The 17,693-nt window shown below is 32.0% G+C and carries 15 protein-coding genes and 1 riboswitch; of the genes, 14 read left to right on the forward strand and 1 reads right to left on the reverse strand.

What is annotated here, in order from left to right; genetic code table 11:
- Positions 1 to 25: 25 nt before the first annotated feature.
- Positions 26 to 1,891, reverse strand: coding sequence for an EAL domain-containing protein (locus C4N20_RS13255; RefSeq protein ID WP_005977874.1), 1,866 nt, complete (start codon positions 1,889 to 1,891; stop codon positions 26 to 28).
- Between the two features lie 337 nt (positions 1,892 to 2,228).
- Here C4N20_RS13255 and C4N20_RS13260 point away from each other — a divergent pair, with 337 nt between their 5' ends.
- The 14 genes from C4N20_RS13260 (at position 2,229) to C4N20_RS13325 (ending at position 17,693) form a co-directional block, all read left to right on the forward strand.
- Positions 2,229 to 4,496 (forward strand): bifunctional dihydroorotate dehydrogenase B NAD binding subunit/NADPH-dependent glutamate synthase, encoded by a 2,268-nt coding sequence (locus tag C4N20_RS13260; RefSeq protein WP_106878596.1) that lies wholly within the window; start codon positions 2,229 to 2,231, stop codon positions 4,494 to 4,496.
- Positions 4,497 to 4,856: 360 nt separating this feature from the next.
- Positions 4,857 to 5,681: a hypothetical protein gene (locus tag C4N20_RS13265; RefSeq protein WP_005977866.1), complete on the forward strand. Its 825-nt coding sequence runs from the start codon at positions 4,857 to 4,859 to the stop codon at positions 5,679 to 5,681.
- 195 nt (positions 5,682 to 5,876) lie between these two features.
- Complete coding sequence (locus C4N20_RS13270) at positions 5,877 to 7,235, forward strand: FAD-dependent oxidoreductase (RefSeq protein ID WP_005977863.1); 1,359 nt, start codon at positions 5,877 to 5,879, stop codon at positions 7,233 to 7,235.
- Between the two features lie 18 nt (positions 7,236 to 7,253).
- On the forward strand, positions 7,254 to 7,676 hold the full coding sequence (locus C4N20_RS13275; RefSeq protein WP_005977861.1) for a winged helix-turn-helix transcriptional regulator: 423 nt from the start codon (positions 7,254 to 7,256) through the stop codon (positions 7,674 to 7,676).
- Between the two features lie 225 nt (positions 7,677 to 7,901).
- A complete protein-coding gene (locus C4N20_RS13280; protein ID WP_005977859.1) occupies positions 7,902 to 9,245 on the forward strand; it encodes a sensor domain-containing diguanylate cyclase in 1,344 nt (447 codons plus the stop codon).
- A gap of 315 nt (positions 9,246 to 9,560) precedes the next feature.
- Entirely contained in the window at positions 9,561 to 10,913 is a 1,353-nt protein-coding gene (locus C4N20_RS13285; RefSeq protein ID WP_005977857.1) for an alanine/glycine:cation symporter family protein, read from the forward strand.
- A 110-nt stretch (positions 10,914 to 11,023) separates the two neighbouring features.
- Positions 11,024 to 11,122, forward strand: a riboswitch (TPP riboswitch).
- Positions 11,123 to 11,237: 115 nt separating this feature from the next.
- Positions 11,238 to 12,515: a phosphomethylpyrimidine synthase ThiC gene (thiC, locus tag C4N20_RS13290; protein ID WP_005977854.1), complete on the forward strand. Its 1,278-nt coding sequence runs from the start codon at positions 11,238 to 11,240 to the stop codon at positions 12,513 to 12,515.
- A gap of 17 nt (positions 12,516 to 12,532) precedes the next feature.
- Positions 12,533 to 12,745: a sulfur carrier protein ThiS gene (gene thiS / locus C4N20_RS13295; RefSeq protein WP_005977852.1), complete on the forward strand. Its 213-nt coding sequence runs from the start codon at positions 12,533 to 12,535 to the stop codon at positions 12,743 to 12,745.
- Positions 12,746 to 13,038: 293 nt separating this feature from the next.
- Positions 13,039 to 13,815: a thiazole synthase gene (locus C4N20_RS13300; RefSeq protein WP_005977850.1), complete on the forward strand. Its 777-nt coding sequence runs from the start codon at positions 13,039 to 13,041 to the stop codon at positions 13,813 to 13,815.
- Complete coding sequence (thiH, locus tag C4N20_RS13305) at positions 13,816 to 14,922, forward strand: 2-iminoacetate synthase ThiH (protein WP_005977848.1); 1,107 nt, start codon at positions 13,816 to 13,818, stop codon at positions 14,920 to 14,922. It begins immediately after the preceding gene.
- The gene (gene thiF, locus C4N20_RS13310) at positions 14,919 to 15,461 is read left to right on the forward strand and encodes a sulfur carrier protein ThiS adenylyltransferase ThiF (RefSeq protein ID WP_005977846.1); all 543 of its coding nucleotides are present in this window, start codon (positions 14,919 to 14,921) and stop codon (positions 15,459 to 15,461) included. Before thiH ends, thiF begins: the two co-directional genes overlap by 4 nt.
- Positions 15,451 to 16,086, forward strand: a complete 636-nt coding sequence (gene thiE, locus C4N20_RS13315) for a thiamine phosphate synthase (RefSeq protein WP_005977844.1) — start codon at positions 15,451 to 15,453, stop codon at positions 16,084 to 16,086. Before thiF ends, thiE begins: the two co-directional genes overlap by 11 nt.
- 151 nt (positions 16,087 to 16,237) lie before the next feature.
- Entirely contained in the window at positions 16,238 to 16,921 is a 684-nt protein-coding gene (locus C4N20_RS13320) for a GntR family transcriptional regulator (RefSeq protein ID WP_005977841.1), read from the forward strand.
- 64 nt (positions 16,922 to 16,985) lie between these two features.
- Positions 16,986 to 17,693 (forward strand): endonuclease V, encoded by a 708-nt coding sequence (locus tag C4N20_RS13325; protein ID WP_005977838.1) that lies wholly within the window; start codon positions 16,986 to 16,988, stop codon positions 17,691 to 17,693.

The raw sequence follows: 17,693 nt of genomic DNA on the forward strand, positions 1-17,693 counted from the left end.
TTAAAAGCGAATAAAAAAAAGAGGACTAAACCTCTTTAAAGAACTCAATATCATCACTGTCATAAATTTTTTCAAAATCTTCTACAGGCATAGGTTTTGCAAAGTAGAATCCTTGAACGAGAGAACAACCAGATTGTTTAAGGAAATTGATCTGTTCTTTAGTTTCAACTCCTTCACAAAGAAGTGGAATATCAAGTTCTTTACATAAAGCTATAATTCCTTTTATAAGGATTCTGTTCTTCTTTGATATTTCTCCTCTTCCCAGAAATTCCTTGTCTAATTTTATTAAATCAAAGGGAATATCTTTTAACAGGTTAAGACTTGAATAACCAGAACCAAAATCATCCATCTGTATGCTGTATCCTAAAGATTTAAGATCATAGATAGCATTAAGTATATCTGCTATATTGCTGCTGAAAACACTTTCAGTAACTTCAAGTTCCAGATACTTTGTTTCTATTCCTGTATTTTTTACTATATAGTCAAGCTGCTGAACAAAATGAGGATTTTTAAAGTGCTCTCTGGAAACATTTACAGATATAGGAAATAATGGCAGATTTTTCTTTTTTCTCTCATTTATATAGTCACATACTTTTTTGTATATAAAGAAATCTAACCTTACAATATCTCTTGTTTCTTCCATTAAAGGAATAAAATCTCCTGGCATTAGAGGAGGAATGTTACTGTCAAAAGATGTCATACGCACAAGGGCTTCGGCACCAATAATTTCATTTGTAAGTATGTTTATTTTAGGTTGAAGATAAAAAATAAAACTCTTATTTTCTAAAGCAGTCATTATAGTTCTTAATCTCTCTTGTTTTATTAGGTAAAGAGCTTTTTTAGGAGCATCAAAAACTTCACTTTTAGATGTTAATGAAGGTTTTAAAGATTTTCTTACATCATCAGCTTTACTTATATATGAATAAATACTTTCATTTCTGTCATCTATAGCACACATTCCACAAATAAATCCAAGATTACATTTAGGATGGAAATGTGCTTCTTCCTGTAAAAATCCATTACAGTCTCTTATAAACTTAACAGAAAGCTGTTCTAAAGTAACTCCTTCAGGAATAGTAAATAATTCAATGAAATTATCAGCATATACTCTACAAGCACTTATATAGAATTCATTTGCTTTTATGAAATCAGAAAATGCTCTTAAAAAACGATTTCCTTCCTCTTCTCCATATATCTTGTTTAAAGTTTTAAAACCAATTATATCTGCATAAAATACAGCCAGTTTCTTATTTTCATTTTTGTTATTTATATGATCCTGAGCCTTTTTTATAAATGAACTATAAGATAGAAGTTCAGATATATTATCAAATTGATCTAATCTTTCAAAAAGGTTTTTTATTTTATTATCTGATATTAATCTAGAAATAAATTGTGAATCAGATAATTCCTTATTAAATTCCCAAAAATTTTTTACTGATTCAAGAAACTTGTTCTCTTTTTCTTCAGAATAGAAAAAATACTGCCAGCCACCAGCAGTTTCAGCATGAAATATGGCTCTGATAACTTGTTGATAAAGAGTCTCAAGATTAGTATCTTTGTTCTTTCTTACTGTTGCACCAATAGAAATATTTTTATAGATATTTTCTTTCTTAGCTTTTTTTAGAAAATCTTTCATCATTTCTTCAGCTTCTATTTTTCCTTCATCAGAGAAAACTACTATATTTCCTGAAGAAAGAAATCCATAAGAGCTTTTTAGAAATAATGGATATTCCACTAAAAGTTTTAAAATATCTTTTTTAAGCTCGTTATCATTTTTATAAATAGAACTTTCAACATGTATTACAAATAAAACCGAATGAATATTTGTATTATCTTTTTTTAATTCTTTCATTATTAATTGTTGAAGTTCAATATTGTTATAAAGATACATTTCTTCTCCTTTGTTTATTTTGCCTAAAAATAAGTTAATTTAAAATAAAAAATCTTAATGTCTATTTACGAAAAAATTGTATCATAAAATATGTCTGAATACAAGAAGATAATGGAATTGGAAGGAGTCTGTATTGAATAAAAAAAATTCTTTTAAAGCTAAAAAACTAAATTTTCCTTGAGGTTTTTTAGAATAAAAATACAAAAATATTATGGGACAAAGTGAGTGGAATATAAATTTTTTTCTATATAAAACTTGTAAAAAAATTAAAAGTTGACTTTGAGTATACTCTTGGGTATATAATAAAAAGGATAATTGTAATAAGGAAGGGATGGAAATGTATAAAATAGTAGAAAAGAAATGGCTTACACCAATCATCTGTTATATGAATGTAGAAGCACCTGATCTGGCAGCATCAGCTCAGCCGGGGCAGTTTCTTATCATTAAGACAGATGCTAAGGGGGAACGTATCCCTTTGACTATATGCGACTATGACAGAAAAAAAGGAACAGTAGCTATTGTTTTTCAAGTGCTTGGAGAGAGTACTAAGAAAATGGGAGAATTTGAAAAGGGAGAATATTTTGCTGATGTAGTAGGTCCTCTTGGACAGCCAAGCGAGCTTATACATACAGATATGGAAGAGCTGAAAAAGAAAAAATATCTCTTTGTAGCTGGGGGAGTAGGAACAGCTCCAGTATACCCACAAGTAAAATGGATGAAAGAAAATGGTATAGATGCTGATGTAATAATTGGTACAAGAAGCAGAGATACTTTAATATTTGAAGATGGAATGAAATCTGTATCAGGTAATCTCTATGTATGTACAGATGATGGAACATATGGGAGAAAAGGAATGGTTACAGATGTAATAGACGACCTTTTAAAAGAAGGAAAGCATTATGATCATGCTATTGTAATCGGACCTATGATAATGATGAAGTTTGCATCTAAAAAATGCAGAGAAAATAATATTCCAAATACAGTAAGTCTAAATCCTTTAATGGTAGATGGAACTGGAATGTGTGGTGCATGCAGAGTAACAATAGAGGGAAGAGTCAAATTTGCCTGTGTAGATGGACCGGAATTTGATGGAGATCAAGTAAACTTTGATGAAGCAATGAGAAGACAGAATATGTATAAGACAGAAGAGGGAAGAAATATTCTCATGATAGAAGATGGAGAAACTCATCACAACCCTTCTTGTCCTAATCATGAAATAGTAGTGGATAAAAAGAAGAGAGTACCTGTGAGAGAGCAGGAACCTGATATAAGAAACAAGAACTTTGAAGAAGTATGCTACGGATATAACATGGAGGAGGCTCAGGCAGAAGCTTCAAGATGCATCAGCTGTAAAAATCCTCTATGTGTGCAGGGATGTCCTGTATCAATAGATATACCAGCTTTTATTAAAAAGATAAAAGAGGGAGATATGGCAGGAGCAGGAAGAATAATAGCTGAATACTCAAATCTTCCAGCAGTATGTGGAAGAGTATGTCCGCAGGAAACTCAATGTGAAGGAAAATGTATACTAGGAATAAAAGGTGAGCCTGTATCTATTGGTAAATTAGAGAGATTCGTAGGAGACTGGGTAATAGCCAATGGAATAGAATATGAGATAAAAGAAAAGAATAACAAGAAAGTTGCAGTCATAGGAGGAGGACCAGCAGGACTTACAGCAGCAGGAGACTTGGCTAAGATGGGATATGATGTAACTATTTATGAAGCGCTTCACAAACTGGGAGGAGTATTAAGCTATGGGATTCCAGAGTTCAGACTTCCAAAGGAAAAAGTAGTGGATAAGGAAATAGAAAATCTATACAAGCTGGGAGTAAAAGTAGTAACTAATGCTGTAGTAGGAAGAACATTTACAATAGATGAACTCTTGGACAGAAAGGGATTCTCAGCAGTATTCATAGGAAGCGGAGCAGGACTCCCAAGATTTATGAATATCCCCGGAGAAAACTATAATGGAGTAATATCAGCAAATGAATTTCTTACAAGGGTAAACCTTATGAGAGCTAATAAATCTGATTATGCAACACCTATAAAAATAGGTAAGAGAGTAATAGTAGTAGGTGGAGGAAATGTTGCTATGGATGCTGCCAGAACTGCTAAGAGGCTGGGAGCAGATACAACAGTAGTCTACAGAAGAGGAGAAGCAGAACTACCAGCTAGAAGAGAAGAGGTAGAACATGCCAAAGAAGAGGGAATTAAATTCCATTTTCTAGTATCGCCTACAGAAGTAGTTGGAGATGAGAAAGGCTGGGTAAAAGAGATCAAATGTATAAGAATGGAGCTTGGAGAACCAGATGAAAGTGGCAGAGCAAAATTCTCACCAATAGAGAACAGCGAATTTATAATAGAAGCAGAAACAGTAATAATGTCACTGGGAACATCACCAAATCCACTTATAGCTTCAACAACAGAAAACCTTAAAGTCAATAGATGGAAAGGAATAGAAGCAGAAGAGGAGACTGGAAGGACTTCAAGAGAGGGAGTATTTGCAGGGGGAGATGCAGTAACAGGAGCAGCCACAGTAATACTTGCAATGGAAGCAGGAAAGAAAGCAGCAGCAGAAATAGATAATTATTTGAAAAATAAATAAAAAAATCATCACCCATGAGGTAATTTTACCTTGTGGGTGATTTTTTGTTTTGGCAGTTTATTTCTATAAATTGTGATGAAAAAGATGAACTTTTTGAAACAAAAATTTTTTAAAAAAAATGTCTTGAAAAATATTAAGGAAATAAATAGATTAAGAGAGATTTGAGAAGAAATTCAGAATGCTTTTTATTAGTGCCTTTATTCTGAATTTTATTTTTTTAATATACAAAAATAGAATGTTATGATAATATATGAATCGTTGCATTTGTAAAAAATTTAAATATTTTTAAAAAATATTAAAAAAGAAGTATTAGATATAAATAAGTCAGTATATATTACTATGAGTTTAAAGGAGCGAAAAATGGAGAACAAAAGAAACACAAAGAATCAACCATTCTGTTGGCAGGAAAAAAAGATACTGAGATTATTAAGGAATCAGTATTATGGGGGTAAAGAACATGACAAGCTTAGAAACTTGTATCTGACTCTTACTGAAATCTATAGTGATTTTAATGGACAGGATATCAAATACTACACTCAGACAATAGCCAGATACAGTGGTTTAACCAAGGAATGGATACCAAAAGGATTAAAAATATTTGAAAAATTAAAAATGGTACAGCTGATAGAAGACAGAGACAAGGGAAAATTTAAAGGGAAAAGATTAATATTCACTCCTGAAAATATTGAAGAAATAAAAAATTTTCCCAATACCGAAAAAATCAATGATGATAAAATCATTCCTGAATTTTCAGAGCCATCAGAAGATATTTCTTATTTAGAAGATAATAAAAGAGTAAAAGATATAAATAATACACACACAGGGGAAGAGGAAAAAGCGAATGATAATCTAAAACAGGAAAATTTAAGTGATGCTCCAGTAGAGATACAGGACATATTAAAAAAATATAAGGAGCTGAATCTGCCAGAATACAACTATCGTCCAGACAATCATATACTCTTGGGAGTATGGAGAGAACTTGGAGCTGTAAAGCTGTTTGAAGCATTGACGCTGATGTCAAAGTCAGAGTTTGTTAAGAATAATATGAGCATCAACAGTATTTTCAAAATAGAAAATCTGAAGAAGGCTCTCAATGGAAATTTCAAGGACAAAAGAAAAATGAACAGAGATAGAAATGATCCTAAGAAAATAATAAAATTCAGAGCATCTAAAAAAATAAAATAATTAAAAGTGAGCCACCTGAAAGAACTATCTGTTACAACCAGATAGTTTTTTTTATTTACATATTTTTAAAAAATAAAGTTACTTGATAAAATAAAGCTTGTATGGTAAAATGAAAAAAAGGGGAAAGAGGAATCGGTAGTTGAAAATATAATAGAATTAAAAGGCAATATAAAATTTATCGAGGAGGCTTTTAAAATGAAAAATTATGATGCAGTGGTAATAGGATTTGGAAAAGGCGGAAAAACTTTAGCAGGACAAATGGCAGATAAAGGTTGGAAAGTTGCTGTCATAGAAAAATCAGATAAAATGTATGGAGGAACTTGTATAAATGTAGGATGTATACCTACAAAATATCTTATAAACGAAGCTGCTAAGAATAAATTTAAAAAATTAAATTCTTTTGAAGAGTATGCCAAAGAATATAAAAATATTATAGAGAATAAAAATGGGCTGATCTCACTTTTCAGAAAGAAAAATTATGATAATCTTAATGATAAAGAAAATATAGATATATATACTGGAGAAGGTTCTTTTGTAAATAAAAAAGTTATTGAAGTAAAAATGAAAGATGAAGTTATTCAAATAAAAGGAGAAAGAATATTTATAAATACAGGAGCAGAAACTGTTATTCCTCCAATAAAGGGATTGAGAGAGAGTAGATATGTCTATGACAGTGAAGCTATAATGGAACTGAAAGAACTTCCTAAAAAACTTGTGATAATAGGTGGAGGATATATTGGTCTGGAATATGCAGATATGTATAATAATTTTGGTTCAGAAGTAGTAGTTATAGAAGGAAGTCCTTTATTTATAGCACGTGAAGATAGAGAAATAGCAGATGAAATCAAAAAAGTTATGGAGAGAAAAGGAATAAAATTCATACTAGGAGCAAAAGTTGCAGAGATATTAGAAAATGAAGTGAAATATGAAAAAGATGGAAAAATAGAAAGTGTAATTGGAAATGCTGTTCTTGTGGCAGTTGGAAGAAAACCGAATATTAAAGGGTTAAAATTAGAAAATGCTGGAGTAAAAGTTACAGAAAGAGGAGCTGTAGAAACAGATGATAATCTTCATACATCAGCAGATGGAATATGGGCAATGGGAGATGTTCATGGAGGGCTGCAATTTACATATACTTCTCTTGATGATTCACGTATCATCTATAATGAACTTTTTGGAGATAAGAAATATACATTGAAAGATAGAGGACCAGTGCCTTATACTGTATTTATAGAGCCTCAATTTTCGAGAATAGGAATGACAGAAGAGGAAGCTTTACAAAAAGGATATAAAGTAAAAACTTCAAAAATTTTAGCAGCCAATCCTAGAATGAAAATATATGGAGAGACTGATGGACTATTAAAAGCTGTTGTAGATGCAGAAACTGGAAAAATATTAGGAGCATCTCTGTTTTTCAGACAGTCAGGAGAGGTTATAAATAATATAAGGCTTGTAATGATGGCAGAGAAAGATTATACTTTTTTAAGGGATGGAATATTTACTCATCCTACAATGAGTGAAACATTAAATGACCTCTTTGATCAAATAAAATAAAAGCATAAAGGAGAAGAGATGAAAAATCAATATGAATTACCATGTAATATAGCACAGACTTTGAATATAATAGGGGATAAATGGACTCTTCTGATTGTTCACGAAATAATGCTTGAAGATAAAAGCTACAATGAGCTTTTGAGCAAATTAACAGGAATAGCCTCTAATCTTCTTTCAGGCAGATTAAAAAGTCTAGAAGAAGATGGAATAATCAAAGGAGAGCTATATCAAAAACATCCTCCTAGATACAAATATACATTGACTGAAAAAGGAAGAGACCTTGAGGATGTGTTCAATAGTATAATTCTTTGGGGAAGCAAACACTTAGACAAATGTTATAAAAATCTGGTAGATAAAAAAACAGGGCATAAAGTAGAAATCAAATATTATCTTCCTGAAACAAAAGAATTGTTAGACAAAGAAAATGTTGAAGCGAGATAAAGAGGCTAAAAATCTAATTTTTTCCCAAGAAAACCCTTTACTAAATCAGGGGGATGTGTTATATTGTAGATATAATACATTTTAGTTTTAAAGAATGTATTTAAGAGGGGAAATAACAATTTTTTACTAAAAAATATAATATTAACAAAAAAATTTCAAGTTCATAAAAAATAAATTGCAAAAAAGTGATTACTAATGTCAAAAATTAATTAAGGGGAGAGAAATATGGCATTATTTTCAAAGAAAAATAACTATTACTACATTAATTCAAATCATCAGATAAAAAATAATGAACTTGAAGAAGCTCTAACATTGGCAGCAGATGGAATAGGAAAATTTGCTCTTAATGATGAATTAACAATCTTGTATTTCAATCAAGGTTTATGTAATCTTGTTGGTGAAAAAGCTGAAAATGTTGAAATACAAGGATTTAACAGCAGCTTATACATTCATCCAGATGATGTAGAGCTTGTAAAAGAAAAATTTCTGGAAGCATCTAAGACTATGGAAAAAACTTTTAAAATGAGATACAGACTTATTCATGTAGCAGGACATTCTATTCATGTAAAAGTAAATGGATTTTTTACAGGGGAACTATATGAAGGTAAATTTCCAACTGTTTATCTTATTTTCACAAATATCTCATCATTAGTTCAAATGAATCAAGAATTGGAAATGGAAAGAAAACGTTATGCAATGTTTACTGATCTTCTTTTAGAAAGCTATTTTGAGTATGATGTAAAAAATGATATATTAAAAATATTTGATAATACTAATTTTTATATATTTCCAGATAAAGAGATAAGGATGTTCAGTAAATTAATTGGAGATGAAAATTCAGTGAATACTATACAAAACTGTATTTCATTGTACGAATGTATAATCTCTCAAAAAGATTGTGAAAAAGATATAGAGTTTTTAGTGGATAATGAGCAAAAAAATTGGTTTCATATGAAATACCACAAACTTTTAGATTCTGATAATGCTTTGGATAAGATTATTGGGTCATATAAAAATGTACATAATGAAAAAATATTTGAATTAATGCAAAATCAATATAATTATGAATTGAAAAAGAAAGCTGAATATGATGCAGTTACTGATCTTTTAAATAGAGCTACTTTAGAAGAGCTTATTTCTCTGAATTTGAAAATAGATATCATGAAAGGGATAAATATTTTTATGATATTTGATGTGGATGATTTTAAAGAGATAAATGATACATATGGACACCCGTTTGGAGATATAGTTTTACATAAAATTGCAGATATATTTAAAGAATCATTTCGTTCTGTAGATATTATAGGCAGACTAGGTGGAGATGAATTTGCTGTATTTCTTCCACAGATATCGTCAATTGAATGGATAATTCAAAAATTAAAAGGAGTTCTTCCAAAAGTTAAAAGGCTTTCTAAAGAACTGAATATAGAAAAATCTATATCTATAAGTATTGGAATTTATGAAATACAATTTTCTGATAGCTTTAGAGAAATATTCATTAAAGCAGATAAAGCTTTGTACCAGGCTAAAAAAAGTGGAAAGAATGGATATGAATTTTATTCTGATTAACTAGATAAACCAGATTCTTTATTTTGGAATCTGGTTTTTGTATATTTATAATTAAAAATTATTCCTTAAATAGTTAAGCATCTATCATATTCTTCTTGAATACTAAATTTAAACTTGAAATTTTTTAATATAACATAAAAAAATAGGATTCTTGTACTAAAAAAGAACTATTTTTCTTCCATATAAAAGAAAAAAAAATTTCATATTGACATTAAAATGAAAATAATGTATTATAAGTAAATCTTAAAAGTCCTATAGTTTATATAGGACTTTTATTATAACACTATTGAAATTCTTAGGGAAAGAGGAGGGAAAATGGACAGCGTATTGCAGGTAGTAAAGAGCATTAATAATGTTCTTTGGAGTTACTTATTGATTTTTTTACTGTGTGGAACAGGAATAATGTTTACAGTGATGCTGAAAGGAGTTCAGGTCACTAGATTTATGGACAGTGTTAGAAGGGTATTTCATAGAGGCTCAAGAAAGGGTCAGGCAGATTCCAAAGGGATGAATTCATTTCAATCTTTAGCTACTGCTGTAGCAGCACAGGTTGGAACTGGAAATCTGGCTGGAGCAGCTACTGCTATAGCAGCAGGAGGACCTGGAGCTATATTCTGGATGTGGGTAACAGCTTTTTTCGGAATGGCAACTATATTTGCTGAAGCTGTTCTTGCTCAGATATACAAAGAGGATATAAACGGAGAAGTGAGAGGTGGACCAGCATTCTATATCAGCAAAGGATTAAAATGCAAAGGTCTGGCAGTATTTTTTTCCGTAACTATAATAATCGCTCTTGGGTTTGTAGGAAATATGGTACAGGCAAATTCTATTGGAGAAGCATTTAAGGAAGCCTTTGGAATAAATCCAATTATTATGGGAGCTATAACTGTTGTTGTAGCAGGTCTTATATTCAGAGGCGGAGTAAAGCAGATAGCTTCCTTCACAGAAAAAATAGTACCTTTTATGGCTGTATTGTATATGATAGGAGGACTATATATACTTCTTTCTAACTTGAGTGGAACTATTCATGGAATAGAAATGATATTTGTAGGAGCATTCAACCCTAGAGCTGCCACAGGTGGACTGTTGGGAGTGGGGGTAAAGCAGGCTGTAAGATATGGAGTTGCAAGGGGATTGTTTTCCAATGAAGCAGGAATGGGAAGTACACCTCATGCCCATGCTATAGCCAAAGTCAGGAATCCTATAGATCAAGGTATAGTGGCAATGTTTGGAGTATTTTTTGATACATTTATAATACTTACTATAACTGCTCTTATAATATTGTCAAATGTACCGATAGATGGAAAAATGACAGGGATAACATTGACACAGTTTGCATTTAAACAAGGAATGGGACAATTAGGAACAATATTTGTAGCTGTTGCTCTTCTTTTCTTTGCTTTTTCTACTATTATAGGCTGGTATTTCTTCGGGGAAGCAAATATCAGATATCTTTTTTCCAGTAAGAAAAGTGTGGACATATATTCATATGTGGTTTTAGTTTTCATATTTCTAGGCTGCCTTTTAAAAGTGGAGCTAGTATGGGAACTTGCTGATATGTTCAACGGACTTATGGTACTGCCTAATATAATCGCACTTATTGGATTATCCGGTGTAGTAAAAAAAGGACTGGAAGAATATAATAGGAAAGAAGGAGACTTTAAATAGGAAAGAACAATTTACTTTAAGAAATTTTCAATAGTGTGTAAGAAAAAGAAAAAATTTGACAAAAATGTTTTTAAGTAATATAATCGAATCGTAAAAAAGAAAATAATAATTAAAACTGCTAGGGGAGCTGAAAAGCTGAGAAGGATAAAACCTGACCCTTGGAACCTGATCTGGATAGTACCAGCGGAGGGAAGCAAGTTATCTTTTCAGCCTTATTTAGAATTATCTGGCAGAAAGTAGCACATTGCTCTATACCGTTTGGTATAGGGCATTTTTTATTTTCTGCCCTATAACTCAGGAATAAAAAACTTAGGAGGAAAAAATATGTATTCAACACAAATGGAAGCAGCAAAAAAAGGCATCTTCACAAAAGAGATGGAGATAGTAGCAAGAGATGAAAATATGACAAGGGAAGAGCTTATGGAAAAAATGGCTCAGGGAAGAGTTGTTATACCAGCTAACATCAATCATAAAAGTCTTTATCCAAGAGCCGTTGGAGAAGGAACTAAAACTAAGGTTAATGTAAATCTTGGAGTATCAGAAGATTGCTGTGATTACTGTGGAGAGATGGTAAAAGTTCAAAAAGCTATTGAATATGGAGCAGATGCAATAATGGACTTGAGTACTTTTGGAGATACTAAGAAATTCAGAAGAGAGCTTGTGGAAAAATCAACAGTTATGCTTGGGACAGTACCTATGTATGATGCAGTTGCAAAGCTTGGAAAAAATATAAAAGACATGTCTGTAGAGGAATTGTTCAGAGTAGTAGAGGAGCATTGTGAAGATGGAATTGATTTTCTTACTATTCATGCAGGTCTAAACAGAACTTGTGTAGATAGATTAAAAAATAATAAGAGACTGACTAAAATAGTAAGCAGAGGAGGTTCAATATTATTCCAATGGATGATGCTGAATGATAAAGAAAATCCTTTCTTTGAGCATTACGACAGACTCCTTGATATCTGTAGAAAATATGATGTGACACTTAGTCTGGGAGATGGACTTAGACCGGGAAGTATTCATGATTCAACAGATGCACCACAGATTCAGGAGCTTTTAATACTTGGGGAGCTTACAAAAAGAGCATGGGAAAAAGATGTACAGGTAATGATAGAAGGACCAGGTCATGTACCTATGCATGAGATTGTAACAAATATGCAGATTGAGAAAAAATTATGCCACAATGCACCTTTCTATGTATTAGGACCTTTAGTTACAGATATAGCTCCTGGATATGATCACATTACAGCAGCTATTGGAGGAGCTATTGCAGCATCATCTGGAGCAGATTTTCTTTGCTATGTAACACCAGCAGAGCATTTGAGACTGCCTACTCTGGAAGATATGAAAGAGGGAATAATGGCATCGAGAATAGCTGGACACGCTGCTGATATAGCAAAGGGATTAAAAGGAGCTATAGAGTGGGATCACAGAATGAGTAAATTCAGAGGAGAGCTTAACTGGAAAGGGATGTTCAGCGAATGTATAGATCCTGAGAAGGCAGAAGCTTACAGAGCATCCTCTGCTCCTATAGAAGAGGAAGTATGTACTATGTGTGGAGATCTTTGCCCAATGAAAAGATGCAATGAGATTTTAGATTAATATTACAAGGAGAAAATATGAATATACTTTTAAATGGAAAGGACTATTCATCAGAAAAAATATCCACTGTAAAAGAGCTTCTTATGGAACTGGAAAGAGAATGGTCGATAGAACTCGGTGGAGCAGTTGTTCTTGTAAATGATGAAATAGTAAAAAAAGATAGATGGGAAGCTACTGAAATATCTGAAAATGCAGAAATAGAAGTACTTTCTTTTGTATCTGGAGGGTAGAAGAAAGTTTGATTACTAGTTATTTATATGTAAAAAACCAAGGATTGTTTCATATTCGAGAAACTTGATTAATTAGGCTCATGGCAAAGAAGGATTACAACAGCTTTGCTGTTGCATCTCAGTAATTATAACAATTAAAATTGCTTAATTACTGGAACTCAGCTTTGCCTCAAACAGTTATATTTTTTAGCGTTCAATTTCGCTGTATTAATCTAACTTTCTTTCATAAATTACACAATCCTTTAAGTTTTTATGAAAAATTATATATTTTAGATAGAAAAAAGGAAGGTAAAATGGATAAGTTTATATTAAAAGGACATGAATTTGGAAGCAGACTTCTTACAGGTACTGGAAAATTTTCAGATAAAAATTTAGTAGCTCCTATGTTGGAAGCCAGTGGGTCACAAATAATAACTATGGCATTAAGAAGAATAAATTTTCAAAATCCTAAAGAAAATATATTGAATTATATCCCTAAACATATAACTCTTCTTCCTAATACATCAGGAGCAAGAACAGCAGAGGAAGCTGTAAAGATAGCGAGAATAGCAAGAGAAGCTGGATGTGGTGATTTTATCAAAATAGAGATAATCAATGATTCTCAATATCTTATGCCAGATAATTCAGAAACAATAAAGGCTACAAAAATACTAGCTGATGAAGGATTTATTGTACTTCCATATATGATGCCTGACCTTATAGCAGCTAAAAGAATGGAAGATGCAGGAGCAGCAGCAGTTATGCCTTTAGGGTCGCCTATTGGTTCTAACAGAGGAATAGTAACTAAACCCCTTATAGAAATGATGCTGGAAACTAACAGAGTTCCTATCATAGTAGATGCTGGAATAGGAAGACCATCTGATGCTGCAATAGCTATGGAGATGGGATGCGACGCTGTCCTTGTAAATACAGCAATAGCTACAGCACAAGATCCAGTGAAAATGGGAAGAGCTTTTTCATTGGCAGTAGAAGCTGGAAGGGAAGCTTTTCTGGCTAAAATAGCAGAGGAAAAGAGATATGCCAGTGCTTCATCACCATTGACTGGATTTCTTTTCAGAGGTGACAAATAAGTGAGCTATTATGATGAACTTGTAAAATGGAAAGATTTTGATTTTGAAAACTATTTTTCTAATGTTACAGATGAAGATATAAAAAAAAGCATAGGGAAGGATAAACTGGGAATATATGATTATTTAAACCTCCTTTCACCAAAGGCTCAAGATCATCTGGAAGAGATGGCAGTAAAAGCTGCAAAGCTTACAAGACAGCACTTTGGTAATGTAATAGGATTGTATCTTCCAATATATGTTTCAAATTATTGTACAAGCAACTGCGTCTACTGTGGTTTTTCAAAAAAGAATCATATAAAAAGAAGACATATGAAATTTGAAGAGATAGAGCATGAAGCACAGGAAATAGCTAAAAGCGGAATCGGAAATATACTTCTTCTTACAGGAGAGGCGAAAGGGCTGGTAGATAAAGAATATCTCAAAGGCGGAATAGATGTATTGAAAAAATATTTCTCCTCTGTTTCGATAGAGGTTATGCCTTTAGATGAAGAAGATTATAGATATCTGGCAGAAGATGGACTGGATGGACTCACTGTATATCAGGAGACATATGACGAAAAAAGATATGAACAGGTGCATCTATCTGGAGAGAAAAGAAACTTTAAATATCGTCTTGATACACCGGAAAGAGGAGCAAAGGCAGGAATCAGAACTATTGGAATAGGTGCTCTTCTTGGACTGGGAGGTATCAGGAGTGATGCTTTTAAGACAGGGCTTCATCTGAAATATCTCATGGAAAATTATCCAAACAGTGAATTCAGTATATCTTTTCCAAGAGTAAATGAAGCAGAAGGAAATCTAAAGGACAGCTATGCTGTAGATGATTTGACTTTTGTGCAGATACTCCTTGCTAACAGAATATTTCAGCCAAAGGCAGGAATAACTCTTTCCACTAGAGAAAGTGCAGCAATGAGAGATAATATTGTAGCTTTGGGAGTAACTAAGTTTTCTGCTGGGTCTAAAACAGAAGTTGGAGGATATTCACATGAAAATGAATCTACTGCTCAATTTGATATAACTGACAACAGGGATGTAGAGGATATAGTAAGAGCTATAAGAGGAAGAGGTCTGGAAGTAGTATATAAGGACTGGGAGACATTAGTATGAGAATAGGAATAGCTGGAACAGGTGGAATAGGTTCTAACACAGCTGTTCATCTTGTGAGATCAGGTGTGAAAGAGTTGAAATTTGGAGATTTTGATATTATTGAAGAATCAAATCTCAACAGACAGTTTTATTTCAAAGATCAGGTAGGAAAGTACAAAGCAGAAATGCTATATGAAAATTTAAAAAGGATAAATCCAGATGGAGATTTTCAATATAGTATCATCAAATTTGAAAGAGAGAATATAAAAGAATTTTTCAAAGACTGTGATATAGTAATAGAAGGGTTTGATAAAAAAGAGTATAAAAGTATGCTTGTGGAAGAATTGTATCCTTTAGGAAAATTGATAATATCTGCTTCTGGGATAGCCAGTCATGACTGTGAAGGAATCCGAGTGGAAGAAGCAGGAAAAAACCTGTATATAGTGGGAGATTTTCAAAAAGACATTTCTGAATACAAAACATATTCTCATAAGGTGGCAGTGATATCTGCTCTTATGGCAGAGATAGCTTTAAAAAGAGGTGGATATATTGAGGAATAGAATAGATATACCAGAAGGGTTATATGGGATAACTGGAGATAATTTTGCCAATGGGAAGAGCAATTATCAATGTGTAGAAGAAATGATAAAAGGTGGAATTAAAATAGTTCAATATAGGGATAAGAGAAAAAATTCCAGAGAAAAAGTAGAAGAGGCAGGAGCTATAAGAGAGCTTTGCAGAAAAAACAATGTACTTTTCATAGTAAATGATGATGTAGCTATTGCTATGCTGGTAGATGCTGATGGAGTACATGTAGGGCAGGAGGATATGAAGCCAGCCGATGTGAGAAAACTTCTAGGTGAAAATAAGATTATTGGCTTGTCTACTCATTCAGAGGAACAGGGAATGGCAGCATACAATGATATAGATGTAGACTATATTGGAGTGGGCCCTATATTTCCAACGACGACAAAAGATACTGCTCCAGTTGGACTTGGATATTTAGAATTTGCTGTAAAGAATCTTCATCTGCCATTTATAGCCATAGGTGGAATAAAAGACTATAACATAGATGAAATAATAAAAAGAGGGGCTAAAAGGATATGTCTTGTAAGTGATATTGTAGGAGCAGAGGATATATGTAAAAAAATTATTGATCTTAATAATAAAATTTTGAAAAAATAATAGTCATTTAATCTGATTTTGAGGATATATTTTTCTTTTAGTTATGGCACGGATATATTATTTCAATAGGTTAAGCCTCTTGACAATTAGGGAATTAAGTAATAAAGTATAATAAGATACTATAAATTAACTATAAGAAAAGAGGGATTTTGTGCTAAAGATATACGACGATATAATGGGTAAAACAAATTCTAGTTTTGCATACAAAATATTAAAAGAGAATATACTCAGACTTGACCTTAAACCTGGAGAGGAACTTCGTGAAATTGATCTGTTTCATTCTCTTAATATGAGCCGTACACCTATTAGAGAGGCACTTATTCTTCTAAAACATGATGGGTTAATAGAAACTCTTCCTCAGAGCGGAACTTTTGTTACTAAGATAGATAAAGAAAAATTTGAAGATGGAAGAATGCTGAGAATTTGTGTGGAAGAGAAAATGATACAATTAGCTTGCGATAATTTTTCAGAAGAACATCTAAAAAAATTAGAAGATAACCTTGCAAAACAGAAATTTATCCTTGATACAACTAGAAACTATGTAGAATTTCATAAACTAGATGTGGAATTTCATCAAATGATATTTGAAGGAGTGGGATACAAAGATTTATTTAAAGTGACAACAGAGAACTTTTTTGACTATCAGAGAGTGAGAGTTTTAAATTCCTCTAACAAGATAAAAGATAATTTTATTCAAGAGAGCCATTTGAGGATATTGGATACTATTAAAAACAAGAAAAAAGATAAAGTTCATGAACTGCTTAATGAGCATTTTTCAAGATTACCAGCAAAACTTGAATATTTTATTGAAGAATATCCATTCTATTTTAAATAAAAGTAAGAAGCTGACTATAAGTCAGCTTTTTTGCTTAGAAATAAAAATTAATCAGAGGGGAATTATGGAATACATAGAAGATTTTTTATTTATATCAGAAGATAAATGTAAAAAGATACAATTGGAACTAAAAGATAAAGTTGAATTAAAAAATAATTTTAAATTAGAAGACATTAAATATGTGGCTGGAATAGATCTGGCTTACTGGATGGAAAATGAAAAAGAGACAGCTGTATGCTGTATAACCATTATAGATATTGATACTAAAGAAATTGTGGAGGAAGCAAATACAAAAGGGGATATAACATTTCCATATATAGCAGGATATCTTTCATTCAGGGAGCTTCCCTTAATATTGGAAATTGTTAAAAAATTAAAGATACAGCCTGATTTATATGTTTTTGATGGAAATGGATACCTCCATCCAAGAAATATGGGAATAGCAACTCATGCTTCTTTTTATTTAAAAAAACCATCTATAGGGGTTGCTAAAAGTTACTATAAAATAGATGGAGTAGAATTTGTAATGCCAGAAGACAAAGAGGGAGCATATACTGAAATAGTAATAGAAAACAAAGTATGCGGTGCATCTTTAAGAACTCATAAAGGAGTAAAACCTGTATTTGTATCTGTAGGGAATTATATGAAATTGGAAAGAGCTGTTGAAATAATAATGCTGCTGGTTGGAAAAGAGAGCCATATACCGCTTCCAACAAGATATGCAGATATAGCTACACATAAAATGAGAGATTTTTATAAAAATAATAAGTAA

The organism is Fusobacterium ulcerans (genome assembly GCF_003019675.1).
Taxonomy (GTDB): Bacteria; Fusobacteriota; Fusobacteriia; order Fusobacteriales; family Fusobacteriaceae; genus Fusobacterium_A; species Fusobacterium_A ulcerans.